Source organism: Enterobacter cloacae complex sp. IR5412 (assembly GCF_049237385.1).
GTDB classification, from domain to species: Bacteria; Pseudomonadota; Gammaproteobacteria; order Enterobacterales; family Enterobacteriaceae; genus Enterobacter; species Enterobacter intestinihominis.
Genome location: NZ_JBMKHQ010000006.1, coordinates 235,740 through 248,873, shown reverse-complemented (window position 1 = coordinate 248,873; position 13,134 = coordinate 235,740). Strand labels below are relative to the sequence as shown.

Annotated in this window: 12 protein-coding genes and 4 tRNA genes; 6 read left to right on the top strand and 10 right to left on the bottom strand. The window is 54.7% G+C overall.

All coding sequences use genetic code 11. From position 1 onward, the window contains the following. Positions 1–54 precede the first annotated feature (54 nt). From ACOTX2_RS13630 to ACOTX2_RS13615, 4 genes are all read right to left on the bottom strand, one after another. Positions 55–131 (bottom strand) — tRNA-Met (locus ACOTX2_RS13630). 44 nt (positions 132–175) lie between these two features. Then, a tRNA-Met gene (locus ACOTX2_RS13625) sits at positions 176–252 on the bottom strand. Between the two features lie 44 nt (positions 253–296). Then, positions 297–373: transfer RNA gene (locus tag ACOTX2_RS13620), tRNA-Met, on the bottom strand. A gap of 44 nt (positions 374–417) precedes the next feature. Then, positions 418–494, bottom strand: a tRNA-Met gene (locus ACOTX2_RS13615). A 208-nt stretch (positions 495–702) separates the two neighbouring features. Between ACOTX2_RS13615 and mltA the strand changes: the two genes are divergently transcribed. Both mltA and tcdA read left to right on the top strand, forming a co-directional pair. Then, positions 703–1,800, top strand: a complete 1,098-nt coding sequence (mltA, locus tag ACOTX2_RS13610) for a murein transglycosylase A (RefSeq protein ID WP_022649225.1) — start codon at positions 703–705, stop codon at positions 1,798–1,800. 75 nt (positions 1,801–1,875) lie between these two features. Continuing rightward, complete coding sequence (gene tcdA / locus ACOTX2_RS13605; protein WP_006811804.1) at positions 1,876–2,682, top strand: tRNA cyclic N6-threonylcarbamoyladenosine(37) synthase TcdA; 807 nt, start codon at positions 1,876–1,878, stop codon at positions 2,680–2,682. Here tcdA and csdE read toward each other — a convergent pair. Together csdE and csdA are read right to left on the bottom strand one after the other, a co-directional pair. Further along, positions 2,673–3,119: a cysteine desulfurase sulfur acceptor subunit CsdE gene (csdE, locus tag ACOTX2_RS13600; protein WP_023298505.1), complete on the bottom strand. Its 447-nt coding sequence runs from the start codon at positions 3,117–3,119 to the stop codon at positions 2,673–2,675. The two genes, tcdA and csdE, sit on opposite strands and share 10 nt — an antisense overlap. Then, a complete protein-coding gene (csdA, locus tag ACOTX2_RS13595; protein ID WP_063147435.1) occupies positions 3,119–4,324 on the bottom strand; it encodes a cysteine desulfurase CsdA in 1,206 nt (401 codons plus the stop codon). Before csdA ends, csdE begins: the two co-directional genes overlap by 1 nt. A 192-nt stretch (positions 4,325–4,516) precedes the next feature. Between csdA and ACOTX2_RS13590 the strand changes: the two genes are divergently transcribed. From ACOTX2_RS13590 to rlmM, 4 genes are all read left to right on the top strand, one after another. Continuing rightward, entirely contained in the window at positions 4,517–4,744 is a 228-nt protein-coding gene (locus ACOTX2_RS13590; protein WP_015571738.1) for a YgdI/YgdR family lipoprotein, read from the top strand. Between the two features lie 350 nt (positions 4,745–5,094). Beyond that, the gene (gcvA, locus tag ACOTX2_RS13585) at positions 5,095–6,012 is read left to right on the top strand and encodes a glycine cleavage system transcriptional regulator GcvA (RefSeq protein ID WP_022649222.1); all 918 of its coding nucleotides are present in this window, start codon (positions 5,095–5,097) and stop codon (positions 6,010–6,012) included. A 39-nt stretch (positions 6,013–6,051) separates the two neighbouring features. Continuing rightward, the gene (locus ACOTX2_RS13580; RefSeq protein ID WP_003862756.1) at positions 6,052–6,447 is read left to right on the top strand and encodes a DUF423 domain-containing protein; all 396 of its coding nucleotides are present in this window, start codon (positions 6,052–6,054) and stop codon (positions 6,445–6,447) included. Continuing rightward, positions 6,440–7,540, top strand: coding sequence for a 23S rRNA (cytidine(2498)-2'-O)-methyltransferase RlmM (rlmM, locus tag ACOTX2_RS13575; protein WP_022649221.1), 1,101 nt, complete (start codon positions 6,440–6,442; stop codon positions 7,538–7,540). The genes ACOTX2_RS13580 and rlmM overlap by 8 nt, the downstream gene beginning before the upstream one ends. 57 nt (positions 7,541–7,597) lie before the next feature. On the opposite strand, the gene xni is transcribed toward rlmM, so the two are convergent. The 4 genes from xni to ppnN all read right to left on the bottom strand — a co-directional run bounded on the left by xni (position 7,598) and on the right by ppnN (position 13,054). Next, on the bottom strand, positions 7,598–8,353 hold the full coding sequence (gene xni, locus ACOTX2_RS13570) for a flap endonuclease Xni (protein ID WP_063147436.1): 756 nt from the start codon (positions 8,351–8,353) through the stop codon (positions 7,598–7,600). Between the two features lie 112 nt (positions 8,354–8,465). Continuing rightward, positions 8,466–9,833 (bottom strand): L-serine ammonia-lyase, encoded by a 1,368-nt coding sequence (locus ACOTX2_RS13565; protein ID WP_022649219.1) that lies wholly within the window; start codon positions 9,831–9,833, stop codon positions 8,466–8,468. Positions 9,834–9,895: 62 nt separating this feature from the next. Further along, positions 9,896–11,185, bottom strand: a complete 1,290-nt coding sequence (locus ACOTX2_RS13560) for an HAAAP family serine/threonine permease (RefSeq protein WP_022649218.1) — start codon at positions 11,183–11,185, stop codon at positions 9,896–9,898. Positions 11,186–11,689: 504 nt separating this feature from the next. Next, positions 11,690–13,054, bottom strand: coding sequence for a nucleotide 5'-monophosphate nucleosidase PpnN (gene ppnN, locus ACOTX2_RS13555; RefSeq protein WP_023298502.1), 1,365 nt, complete (start codon positions 13,052–13,054; stop codon positions 11,690–11,692). Positions 13,055–13,134 lie beyond the last annotated feature (80 nt).

Below are 13,134 nucleotides of genomic sequence, written 5' to 3'. Positions count from 1 at the left end.
AAACGGCAGATACAAAAAAACACCCTTAAGGGTGTTTATTGTTTTAAGAAGTGTTGGTTGCGGGGGCCGGATTTGAACCGACGACCTTCGGGTTATGAGCCCGACGAGCTACCAGGCTGCTCCACCCCGCGTCCGTCTTTCTACACTTGTAGAAACTTACTTCTTCAAATTTGATTGGTTGCGGGGGCCGGATTTGAACCGACGACCTTCGGGTTATGAGCCCGACGAGCTACCAGGCTGCTCCACCCCGCGTCCGTCTTTCTACACTTGTAGAAACTTACTTCTTCAAATTTGATTGGTTGCGGGGGCCGGATTTGAACCGACGACCTTCGGGTTATGAGCCCGACGAGCTACCAGGCTGCTCCACCCCGCGTCCGTCTTTCTACAGTCGTAGAAGATACTTCATCAAATTTTAATTGGTTGCGGGGGCCGGATTTGAACCGACGACCTTCGGGTTATGAGCCCGACGAGCTACCAGGCTGCTCCACCCCGCGTCCGTGGAAGCGCACTATACTCGGATAGGTTTGTGATGCAACCCCTTTTTCGCATAATTCATTATTTTGTATGCAAAATGAACGGGAATAGCCACTTTGGACTATTTTTTGTCCAGAATTTGCCAAAGGGAAGGCGATCGCATTTCATTACCACGGTGGGTTTGTTATCTTCATCACGCGGAATTGGGCAACTAAAAGACGAGATATAATGAAAGGACGTTGGGTGAAGTATCTGATGACAGGCGCAATGGTAGCGATTCTTGCGGCCTGCTCTTCCAAACCGACCGATCGCGGTCAACAGTATAAAGACGGGAAGTTATCCCAGCCTTTCTCTTTAGTTAACCAGCCAGATGCCGTGGGTGCTCCAATCAATGCCGGGGATTTCTCCGAGCAGGTGTACCAGATCCGCAAAGCGTCGCCGCGCCTGTATGGCTCACAGAACAACGTTTATAGTGCAGTGCAGGACTGGCTGCGCGCTGGCGGTGATACGCGCAATATGCGCCAGTTTGGTATTGACGCGTGGCAGATGGAAGGGGCGGATAACTACGGTAACGTTCAGTTTACCGGCTACTACACCCCGGTTGTCCAGGCACGACACACGCGTCAGGGCGAATTCCAGTATCCGATTTACCGCATGCCGCCAAAACGCGGTCGTCTCCCGTCCCGCGCTGAAATCTATGCCGGTGCGCTTAGCGAAAATTACGTGCTGGCCTACAGCAACTCGCTGATGGATAACTTCATCATGGACGTGCAGGGCAGCGGCTATATTGATTTTGGCGACGGCTCGCCGCTGAACTTCTTTAGCTATGCCGGGAAAAACGGCCATGCCTATCGCAGCATCGGTAAGGTGCTCATCGACCGTGGTGAAGTGAAACGAGAAGATATGTCGATGCAGGCGATCCGCGAGTGGGGCGAAAAACACAGCGAAGCGGAAGTGCGTGAGCTGCTTGAGCAGAATCCATCGTTTGTCTTCTTCAAACCGCAGAACTTTGCGCCGGTGAAAGGGGCGAGCGCCGTCCCGCTGATTGGCCGCGCTTCTGTGGCATCGGATCGTTCGATTATCCCGGCGGGTACTACGCTGCTGGCGGAAGTCCCTCTCCTCGACAACAACGGCAAATTCAACGGCAAGTATGAATTACGCCTGATGGTGGCGCTGGACGTGGGCGGGGCGATTAAAGGTCAGCACTTCGATATTTACCAGGGCATCGGCCCGGATGCCGGCCACCGTGCAGGCTGGTATAACCACTACGGGCGCGTGTGGGTGCTGAAGACAGCGCCGGGTACCGGGAACGTATTTAGCGGCTGAGTGTGGTATTCTGAGCGCAAGACGGATTACGGTTCAGGGTGAGGAATATCTCACCCTTTTTATATCTGAGGTTTTATGTCTGTGGTAATCAGCGATGCCTGGCGCCAGCGTTTCGGCGGCACGGCACGGTTATACGGTGAAAAAGCCCTGCAACTGTTCGCGGATGCGCATGTCTGCGTGGTGGGCATTGGTGGCGTGGGTTCGTGGGCGGCAGAAGCGCTGGCGAGAACCGGCATTGGCGCAATTACGTTGATTGATATGGATGACGTCTGCGTCACTAACACTAACCGTCAGATCCACGCCCTGCGTGATAACGTCGGTCTGGCGAAGTCCGAGGTGATGGCGGAGCGTATTCGTCTCATCAACCCGGAGTGCCGCGTAACGGTGATTGACGACTTTGTGACGGCAGATAACGTCGCGGAGTACATGAGCAAAGGCTACAGCTATGTGATTGACGCCATCGACAGCGTGCGGCCAAAAGCGGCGCTGATCGCTTACTGTCGTCGTTACAAGGTGCCGCTGGTGACAACGGGCGGCGCGGGTGGACAAATTGATCCGACGCAGATCCAGGTGGCAGATCTGGCGAAAACCATTCAGGATCCACTGGCCGCTAAGCTGCGCGAGCGCTTAAAAAGCGACTTCAACGTGGTGAAGAACAGTAAAGGCAAGCTGGGCGTGGACTGTGTGTTCTCGACAGAAGCGCTGGTTTATCCGCAGGCGGATGGTTCGGTCTGTGCAATGAAAAGCACGGCGGAAGGGCCAAAGCGGATGGATTGTGCCTCAGGGTTTGGAGCGGCCACCATGGTGACCGCCTCCTTCGGCTTTGTGGCGGTCTCTCACGCCCTGAAGAAGATGATGGCGAAGGCGGAACGTCAGGCCTGAGCCTGACGGGCGGCATCCAGCACCGCGTCGTTTAGCGCAATCAGTCCCTGACCGCGCGAGGCGCTAAGCTGCGTGCGAAGTCCCAGCTCATCAAACAGCGCCAGCGGAGAATGCACCAGCAGCTCTGCGGCGCTTTTCCCTTCGATTGCGGTCAACAGCACCGCCAGCAGACCGCGAACAATACGTCCCTCGCTGTCGCCGAAGAAATGCAGTTTCTCACCGGATATGCTAAACCCAAGCCAGACGCGGTTCTCGCAGCCAGCTATCTCCTTCGCCTGCGATTTCAGTTCGTCTGACAGCGTGGGCAACTGTTTGCCCAGCAGGATCAACTGACGATATTTATCTTCCCACTGCGTGAGCGGGACGAAGGTCTGTTTTAACGTCTCTTCAGTGATAACGGTGCCGAACGGATGCCCGGCTAAGGCTGAACTTGTCATTAATCCACCAGTAATTCCAGGGCGCGGTCGACGGCGGAAACCAGCGCGTCGACGTCACTTTTTGTGTTGTACGGTGCAAACGAGGCGCGCAGGGTACCGCTCACCCCCATGGTTGCCAGCAGCGGCTGGGCGCAGTGCTGTCCTGCGCGCAGGGCAATGCCGTATCCGGCAAGCAGCGTCACCATGTCGCTATGGTGTACGCCCGCAAAATCAAAGGCGAGCAGGCTGGAGTCCTGGACGCGGAACGAGCGAAACCCGGGGCGTTTCTTAAGCTCTTCTTCTGCCAGCGTCGCCAGGCCCCGGCTCCAGCTTTCAGCCTGAGCCACGTCCGTATCTGCGAGAAATTCGAGCGCTGCGCTCAGACCGATAACCCCTGCCACGTTCGGCGTACCGGCTTCCAGGCGGTAAGGCACATCCTGCGTTTTGAAACCGTCGAAGGTGACTTCGGTAATCATCTTGCCGCCGCCGAGCCACGGCGTCATCCGGGCCAGCAGTTCAGGTTTGCCGTACAGCGCGCCGATACCGGTTGGCCCGTACAATTTATGCCCTGAGAAGGCATAGAAGTCGATATCCAGCGCCTGAACGTTAGCCGGAAAATGCACCACACCCTGCGCACCGTCGACCATTACCACCACGCCGCTGGCATGGGCAATCTCAATGGCGCGCGCCAGATCCGGACAGCCGCCGGTGACGTTGGACATCTGCCCCAGCGCCAGAATACGGCTGCGCGGCGTAATCAGCTCAGGCAGACGCGCCACGTCAGGCAGGAAGTCTGTACCCAACGGGAGTTTTACAACCCGTGCCCCGGTTTGTTCGGCCACCATCAGCCAGGGCACCAGGTTGGCGTGGTGTTCCGCCTCGCTGACGATGATCTCATCCCCGGGCTGCAACAGCGGACGCGCGTAACATTGCGCCACCATGTTAATGGCCTCGGTAGTGCCCCGCGTCCAGACGATGTTCTTACCGCTGTCAGCATTGATCAGGCGCGCGACCTGATCCCGTGCGGCTTCGTATTGCGCCGTTAAGCGCTGCGCGTCGGCATACTGGCTGCGGTGCACGTTCCCGGCGCTCAGGCTGTAAAACTGGCGGGTTGCCTCAATCACCGCTTGCGGCTTAAGGGCCGTGGCGGCGCTATCAAGATAAATGCCGGCATCGGCCAGCGCAGGAAACTGTGCGCGAAACTGCGCAGGACTGAAAGCGTTCATGGAATTCCTCATATCGATTCTACGATCGTCGCGCAAATTCATCGGCAGGGCAAGGAAGTTGATATCTATCAGATTTGTCTGCTTATCCTGGCGAGTCTGAAAAAGCAGGTTATGCTAAATAGTGTTAGGCGGATGTTTTAGCCTGTTATAAATCGAGGTTTGAATAGCATTAATTGCTAAAGGAGAATAATCATGAAAAAGACAGCTGCAATCATTTCTGCCTGTGCGTTGACCTTTGCCCTGAGCGCATGTTCTGGTAATAACTACGTAATGCATACCAACGATGGTCGATCTATCGTCTCTGAAGGGAAACCGACAACCGATAATGATACCGGGATGATTTCATACAAAGATGCTAACGGGAACAAACAGCAGATCAATCGCAGTGACGTGAAAGAGATGAAGGAAATCGAGCATTAACAGTTAGATAAGCGAAAAAAAAGCACCGCAAGTTGGCGGTGCTACATTAATCACTATGGACAGACAGGGTAAATGTACAGGAAGTGAAAAATTGGTAGCGTTGCTACCGTGGTCTGAATCGCAGACCAATTGCAAACACAACAACACAACATCACAACCGTAAGCCAAAAGCCCTTCAGAACACGCATTCCAAAAAAAGCTTTTCGTTCCGGCTCAGGAAGTGCCGCCACTATAGGTATTTGCTGGTAGTTCCTCAACGGACAAATTATAATGGCTCAGATAAAAAAAACTAATAGGTTAAACGTTGTTTCCTATATGTTAAATCTCGTTAACATCTAAGCCAGATAACCATGTCCAAGCGATTGCCACCCCTAAATGCATTACGTGTTTTTGATGCAGCAGCACGCCACCTCAGCTTCACCCGCGCAGCCGATGAGCTTTTTGTGACACAGGCCGCAGTAAGTCATCAAATCAAGTCTCTGGAGGATTTTCTGGGGCTTAAGCTGTTCCGTCGCCGCAACCGTTCGTTGCTGTTGACCGAAGAAGGGCAGAGCTATTTTCAGGATATTAAAGAGATTTTCTCCCAGCTGACGGAAGCCACCCGTAAGCTTCAGGCACGGAGCGCAAAAGGCGCCCTGACTGTGAGTTTATTGCCCAGTTTTGCCATTCAGTGGCTGGTGCCGCGACTCTCAAGCTTTAACTCAACTTATCCGGGAATCGATGTCCGAATCCAGGCGGTGGACCGTCAGGAAGACAAGCTTGCAGACGATGTGGATGTGGCGATTTTTTACGGTCGCGGTAACTGGCCGGGCTTGCGTGTTGAAAAATTATACGCAGAATATCTGCTGCCGGTCTGTTCACCACTGCTGCTGACGGGGGAGAAAGCGCTCAAAACGCCCGCCGATCTGGCGCAACACACGCTTTTGCACGATGCCTCGCGTCGCGACTGGCAAACTTATACCCGCCAGTTAGGTCTTAATCATATAAACGTGCAGCAGGGGCCCATTTTTAGCCACAGCGCGATGGTGTTACAGGCTGCCATTCACGGGCAGGGCGTGGCATTAGCGAATAACGTCATGGCGCAGTCCGAAATTGAGGCAGGCCGTCTGGTTTGCCCATTTAACGATGTACTGGTCAGCAAGAATGCATTTTATCTGGTTTGTCATGACAGTCAGGCAGAACTGGGTAAAATAGCCGCTTTCCGGCAGTGGATACTGGCGAAAGCGGCAAGCGAGCAAGAAAAATTCCGCTTCAGATATGAACAATAACGTTTGTGTGCCGGGCACGCATTAATTCAGGACTTAAACATGACCAGCCGATTCATGCTGATTTTCGCCGCGGTGAGTGGCTTTATTTTTGTAGCTCTGGGCGCGTTTGGCGCGCATGTCTTAAGCAAGTCTTTGGGCGTTGTGGAGATGGGCTGGATCCAGACCGGCCTTGAATATCAGGCGTTCCACACGCTGGCAATTTTTGGGCTGGCGGTGGCGATGCAGCGCCGTATCAGCATCTGGTTTTACTGGAGCAGCGTCTTTCTGGCGCTGGGTACCGTACTGTTCAGCGGCAGTCTCTACTGTCTGGCGCTGTCGCATTTACGCCTGTGGGCGTTTGTTACACCTGTCGGCGGCGTCAGCTTCCTGGCGGGTTGGGTTTTAATGTTTATCGGAGCTATCCGTCTGAAACGCAAGGGCGTTGTTCATGAATAAGGTTGTTTTATATTGTCGCCCGGGGTTTGAGAAAGAGTGCGCCGCGGAAATCACCGATAAAGCGGCGAAGCGTGAAGTCTTCGGATTCGCTCGCGTCAAAGAGAACGCGGGCTATGTGGTATTTGAATGCTATCAGCCTGATGATGCCGACAAGCTGGCGCGCGAACTGCCGTTCAGCTCGCTGATTTTCGCCCGTCAGATGTTTGTCGCGGGCGAACTGCTGAAAGATCTTCCGCCGGAGGATCGCATCACGCCGATTGTTGGCCTGTTGCAGGGCGTGGTGGAGAAGGGCGGCGATTTGCGCGTGGAAGTGGCTGACACCAATGAAAGCAAAGAGCTGATGAAGTTCTGCCGTAAGTTTACCGTGCCGCTCCGCGCGGCACTGCGTGATGCGGGTGTGCTGACAAACTACGAAACGCCAAAGCGTCCAGTCGTGCATATCTTCTTTATTGCGCCAGGATGTTGCTACACCGGCTACTCGTATACCACCAATAACTCGCCGTTCTTTATGGGGATCCCGCGTCTGCGCTTCCCGTCAGACGCGCCGAGCCGTTCAACCCTGAAGCTGGAAGAGGCGTTCCACGTCTTTATCCCGGCGGACGAGTGGGACGAACGTCTGGCAAACGGCATGTATGCCGTCGATCTTGGCGCGTGCCCGGGCGGCTGGACCTATCAGCTGGTGAAACGCAACATGTGGGTTTCGTCTGTGGATAACGGCCCGATGGCGCAAAGCCTGATGGACACCGGGCAGGTCACCTGGCTGCGTGAAGATGGTTTCCGCTACCGTCCTACCCGTAACAACATCTCCTGGATGGTGTGCGACATGGTAGAAAAACCGGCGAAAGTCGCGGCGCTGATGGCCTCCTGGCTGGTGAACGGCTGGTGTCGTGAGACGATTTTCAACCTCAAGCTGCCGATGAAAAAGCGTTACGAAGAGGTGTCGCAGAACCTGGCTTATATTCAGCAGCAACTGGACGAACACGGGATTAACGCGGAAATCCAGGCGCGTCAGCTGTATCACGACCGTGAAGAAGTGACGGTGCATATCCGTCGCTGGTGGGCGGCCGTGGGTGGGCGACGCGACGAGCGATAACGTTTGTAACGCCCGGTGGCGCTGCGCTTACCGGGCCTACAAAATCGTGTAGTTGTTTTAACGTTCTAACCTTAACTGCTGTAAATTCCCGTCCAGCTGTAAATCCGTCTGTAGCGTTGCGATTTCCCGGCAGATAAACGCCATCTCTTTATTCGCCTCCAGCTTCTTGCGCCATTTTTCCGGCACTTCCTCAAGCCTTGCGTAAATCCCTTCCAGATTCTGAAACTCCGTCAGCAGCTGTGCGGCACTTTTGGGTCCAATACCGGCGACACCCGGCACTCTGGAGCTGCTGATCCCCGCCAGCCCCCAGTAATCCGGCAATTGCTCAGGCGATACGCCAAACTCGCTGGCAATAAATGGCGCGTCCAGCCAGCGTTTTTGAAAGTAGTCGCGGATGCGGACCGTTGGAGAGAGCAGCTGGCAGTAGCCTTTGTCGGTTGAAACGATAGTCGCCTGATGCCCGGCGCTCGCGACTTTAACCGCCAGCGTTGCGGCTAAATCGTCAGCCTCATTACCGTGTGCGCCCCAGCACGGAACGCCGCGCTGTTCAAAGGCCGTGCGTATAACGGGCATTTCGGCGTGCAGATCGTCCGGCATCGGCGCACGCCCGGCTTTGTAGTCCGGCAGGCGCTGGTGCCGCCAGCCGGTATTGCGTGCTTCATCGTCGAATACGGCAACAGCGTGGGTGGGTTCGCTATGGCGGATGAGCTGCTCCAGCGCGTGTAAACAGGTGTCCTTGCAGGGGGTGCCCTGTACCGCGTGAATACGGCGAATCAGGTTAAGTGCATCGACGATAAGCAAATGAACGGCCACAGATAATCTCCCTTCTGTCTAATGGGGGAAGGGTAACACTGAGCGCAGCATGAAACTATGAATGGTGGAGAAAACAGGAAGAAGCCTCGCAAAACGAGGCTTCCTGAGAGGCTTAATCGCAGGTAACGATCTTCATCGCCAGGCCACCGCGGGAGGTTTCGCGGTATTTGGCGTTCATATCTTTACCGGTTTCGTACATGGTTTCGATAACCTTGTCGAGACACACGCGCGGTTCACTGGTGCGGCGCAGCGCCATACGGGCCGCGTTCACCGCTTTCACAGAGGCGATGGCGTTACGCTCGATGCATGGCACCTGGACCTGACCGCCGACCGGATCGCAGGTCAGCCCCAGGTTATGTTCCATGCCGATTTCCGCCGCAATACAAACCTGCGCAGGACTTGCGCCCAGCAATTCGGCCAGACCCGCCGCCGCCATAGAGCAGGCTACGCCCACTTCACCCTGACAGCCCACTTCCGCGCCGGAAATCGAGGCGTTCATCTTGTACAGTGAGCCAATCGCACTGGCGACCAGCATATACCGCGCGAGTGAGTTTGCATTCACTTCACGGATAAACTTGTCGTAATACGCCAGGACCGCCGGAACAATGCCGCACGCCCCGTTGGTTGGCGCGGTGACGACGCGGCCACCCGCGGCGTTCTCTTCGTTCACCGCCAGCGCGAACATGTTGATCCAGTCGACAACGGCCATCGGGTCGGTGGTGGTTTTGTCGGTGCTGACCAGCATGCGGCGCAGCGCAGCCGCACGACGTGGAACACGCAGTTTCCCCGGCAGTACGCCTTCGGTGGTGATCCCGCGCTCAATGCCGCTGCGCATCACTTCCCAGACGTTTGCGAAGTGCTGTTCCAGCTCCTCTTTGCTGTGCAGGGCCAGCTCGTTTTTCATCATCAGGCCGGAGAGAGAAAGGCCTGTCTCCTGGCAGTGACGCTGTAAATCGGCCGCGTTTTTGTACGGGTACGGCACCTCAACGGCGGAGCCGTTGGTTTGACCAAAATGGTCTTCGTCGACGATAAACCCGCCGCCGATGGAGTAATACGTCTGGCTGTAAACCGCTTTATCGCCGACCAGCGCGGTAATGCGCATGCCGTTTTCGTGCAGCGACAGGTTATCCGCATGGAAATTCATGCAGTGGTCAACCGGAAATTCAACCTCATGCTCGCCGTTGGCCAGCAGCAAACGACCGTGGGTGTTCACGTCCTGGATAAAGCCAGGAATGGAGTCAATATCAACGGTATCCGGCAGGTTACCCGCCAGCCCCATGATAATGGCAATATCGGTATGGTGGCCTTTACCGGTCAGGGAAAGGGAACCGTATACATCGACAACCACGCGGGTGATGTCGTGCAAAATGCCGCGTGCAATCAAGTCATCCGTGAATTGTTTACCGGCTTTCATTGGTCCGACGGTGTGAGAGCTGGAAGGACCAATACCGATTTTGAAGATATCGAATACGCTAATCATGATGCGTCCATTGCTTCAGTCAGAGGGGAGGAGTGCGCCATCCGCAGACGGCGCAGGAGGTATTAGCTGAACAGCGAGTAGAAAATAGCGGAGATGGCAATCAGACCCATCACAACAACGAACACGTTGCTGATATGGCCGCTGTATTTACGCATCGCTGGCACTTTCTGAATCGCGTACATCGGCATCAGGAACAGAATCATCGCGATAATCGGGCCGCCCAGGGTTTCAATCATGCCCAGAATGCTTGGGTTCAGGGTGGCTACCGCCCAGGTGGTCACCAGCATGAACAGCGCGGTGATTTTGTTCAGACGGTTGATTTCAATGCTCTTGCCTTTACCGCGCAGAGATTTAATCACCATACCGTTGAAGCCTTCACGTGCGCCCAGGTAGTGGCCCAGGAAGGATTTGGTGATGGCGATAATCGCGATGATCGGTGCCATCCACGCAATCAGCGGTGCGTTAAAGTGGTTTGCCAGGTAGGACAGAATAGAGATGTTCTGCTCTTTCGCCGCCGCCAGATCCGCCGGGGAAAGGCTCAGCACGCAGCTGAACACGAAGAACATAACTGTCAGTACCATCATGATGTGTGCGCGAGCCAGGATGCTGGAGCACTTCTTCTCTGCGCCATTGCCGTACTCTTCACGCTTCGCCACCGCGAAGGAGGAGATGATTGGCGAGTGGTTGAAGGAGAACACCATTACCGGGATCGCCAGCCACAGGGTCAGTAGCAGGCCGTTACCGGTTGCGGATGCGCTGCTCAGAGACAGAGTTTCCAGCGCAGCGCCGTTCCACTGTGGGATCAGGTACAGCGCCAGCACCATCAGGGCTGCAACAAACGGGAATACCAGCACGCTCATCGCTTTGACAATCATCTGCTCGCCAAAGCGCACGATGGTCATCATACCGACGATCAGGATCAGGGACAGGATCGCACGCGGCGGCGGGGTCATCTGCAGCTGGTGCATCATGAAGCTTTCAACGGTGTTGGTGATAGCAACGCTATACACCAGCAGAATCGGGTAAATCGCGAAGAAGTAGAGCAGGGTAATCAGCTTACCTGCGCCGACGCCGAAGTGTTCTTCAACGACTTCAGTAATGTCTTCGCCCGGGTTTTTACCGGACAGCACGAAGCGGGTCAGGCCGCGGTGTGCAAAGAAGGTCATCGGAAAGGCGATGATGGCCATGATGATCAGCGGGATCAGACCGCCGACACCTGCGTTGATAGGAAGGAACAGTACACCAGCGCCGATTGCCGTGCCGTACAGGCCAAGCATCCACATGGTATCCGTTTTGCGCCAACCGCTTCGGGATTCAATCGAAGCAACGGTGCTGGTTTGAGTGGTTTCCATCTGTATCTCCTGGAGGAAGCAAATTGTCAGGTTTTTAGTCAAATCCGATGAAAAAGTGCCTGACGGTAATATGAAATTCGTTCAGTGACGGTTTTTTAATAATTTTTGCCCGTAACTATTGGCGGGCGGAAAGATACATTCTCGTTATGAATCTATCAGTGATCGCGATCCCAAATGCAATAATCCACTTATGATGTGGGCATATTTAGACCATTTATCTGTTAAAAAAACATCAAAGAGGATTTACGGGCGCGAAGGCTACCATTAACGACATGTTTTCGAAAAGGCTGACCCGCGAGATAGGTGTCTTTCGCTGTAAAGAAATAGGATTTTAGGATTTTCTGGCAGGTAATTTCGATTAAGGCTGATTATTTACGGTTTCAAAAACGAGGTAATCGTTTGCGCGGGCGCCAGATTTGTTAATAACATTGAAGATCGCTATGAATTACATCACTAATAAAAAAGCCGGATGACAATCCGGCTTGAGAGGAGGGAAAGGACGCTTTATTTGATGATTTCGTAACAGGGAATATAGGCAGATCCCGGAAGTTTCATGCGGTGCTGAGCCACAAAGCCCTGCAGCATGTCATCCATGCGGCGCATCATCTCCGGGTCACCGTGGATTTTATACGGCCCGAACTCCTCAATCGCGCGGATCCCCACCTCCTTCACGTTCCCCGCCACGATGCCAGAGAAGGCGCGACGCAGGTCAGCTGCCAGTACTTCCACCGGCTGATCCGGATAGAGTTTGAGGTTCGCCATGTTCTCATGCGACGGCTCGAAGGGGATCTGGAGATCCGGTGCGATACGGATGGACCAGTTAAAGCTGTAGGCATCCCCGGTATCACGACGGTTCTCTTTCACCAGCGGCATCGCTTTTTTCATCTGACGGGCCACTTCTGCGGCATCGTCAATAATAATGCGGTAGTGACGGCGCGCGTCTTCCCCCAGCGTATGCACGATAAATTCGTCCAGCACGCGGAAGTAGTCGGCGCTCTCTTTCGGGCCGGTCAGGATCAGCGGCAGAACCTGATTTTTGTTGGCCGGGTTCATCAGGATCCCGAGCAGATAAAGCAGTTCTTCCGCCGTACCTACGCCGCCCGGGAAGATGATAATGCCGTGCGCGATACGGACAAACGCCTCAAGACGTTTTTCGATATCCGGCATAATAATCAGTTCGTTAACTAGCGGGTTAGGCGGCTCAGCGGCGATGATTGACGGCTCGGTCATGCCGATAAAACGGCCTTCTTTATAGCGTTGCTGCGCGTGTCCTACTGCCGCGCCTTTCATCGGCGCTTCCATCGCGCCAGGACCGCAGCCGGTACAGATGTTCAGCTCGCGCAGGCCGAGCTGATTACCCACGCGGCGGGCGTACAGGTATTCGGTTTCGTTAATAGAGTGACCACCCCAGCAGACGACCATGTTCGGCGCTTCGCCAACGTGCAGGGCGCGGGCGTTACGCAGAATGGAGAAAACCAGGTTGGTGATATGAACGGAGCTTTCCAGATCGAGATGCTGGAAACGACCAGCGTTGCTGATCTGTCCGTTAACAAACAGGATGTCGCGCAGCACGGCAAAAAGGTTGGCCTGAAGTGAGCGAATAATACGCCCATCGACAAACGCCTCTTCCGGCGGGTTGATCACTTCCAGCTTCACCCCGCGCTCGCGGCGCAGCACATTGATATCAAAACTTTCGAAGCGGGACAGCAGCTCTTTACTGTTGTCGGTCAGGCTTCCGGAGTTCAGTACAGCAAGTGAACAGTTACGAAACAGTTGATACAGGTCGCTACTGGCGGTGCGTTTAAGCATGTCCACTTCCAGTTGCGACAACATATCCATAGAGCCAAGCGGGCTAATATGTGTAATCAAGTGAGCTCCTTATGGGACGATTATCGTCTTTCCCTGTTGATTACAATAGCCCTGGCTTATGACGTTTCACAACACTTCGG

What these genes read in the sequence shown, in the direction of transcription:
- mltA (WP_022649225.1), top strand. Translation starts at nt 703, where the DNA reads ATGAAAGGACGTTGGGTGAAGTATCTGATGACAGGCGCAATGGTAGCG.
- tcdA (WP_006811804.1), top strand. Translation starts at nt 1,876, where the DNA reads ATGTCTGTGGTAATCAGCGATGCCTGGCGCCAGCGTTTCGGCGGCACG.
- csdE (WP_023298505.1), bottom strand. Translation starts at nt 3,119, where the DNA reads ATGACAAGTTCAGCCTTAGCCGGGCATCCGTTCGGCACCGTTATCACT.
- csdA (WP_063147435.1), bottom strand. Translation starts at nt 4,324, where the DNA reads ATGAACGCTTTCAGTCCTGCGCAGTTTCGCGCACAGTTTCCTGCGCTG.
- ACOTX2_RS13590 (WP_015571738.1), top strand. Translation starts at nt 4,517, where the DNA reads ATGAAAAAGACAGCTGCAATCATTTCTGCCTGTGCGTTGACCTTTGCC.
- gcvA (WP_022649222.1), top strand. Translation starts at nt 5,095, where the DNA reads ATGTCCAAGCGATTGCCACCCCTAAATGCATTACGTGTTTTTGATGCA.
- ACOTX2_RS13580 (WP_003862756.1), top strand. Translation starts at nt 6,052, where the DNA reads ATGACCAGCCGATTCATGCTGATTTTCGCCGCGGTGAGTGGCTTTATT.
- rlmM (WP_022649221.1), top strand. Translation starts at nt 6,440, where the DNA reads ATGAATAAGGTTGTTTTATATTGTCGCCCGGGGTTTGAGAAAGAGTGC.
- ACOTX2_RS13565 (WP_022649219.1), bottom strand. Translation starts at nt 9,833, where the DNA reads ATGATTAGCGTATTCGATATCTTCAAAATCGGTATTGGTCCTTCCAGC.
- ACOTX2_RS13560 (WP_022649218.1), bottom strand. Translation starts at nt 11,185, where the DNA reads ATGGAAACCACTCAAACCAGCACCGTTGCTTCGATTGAATCCCGAAGC.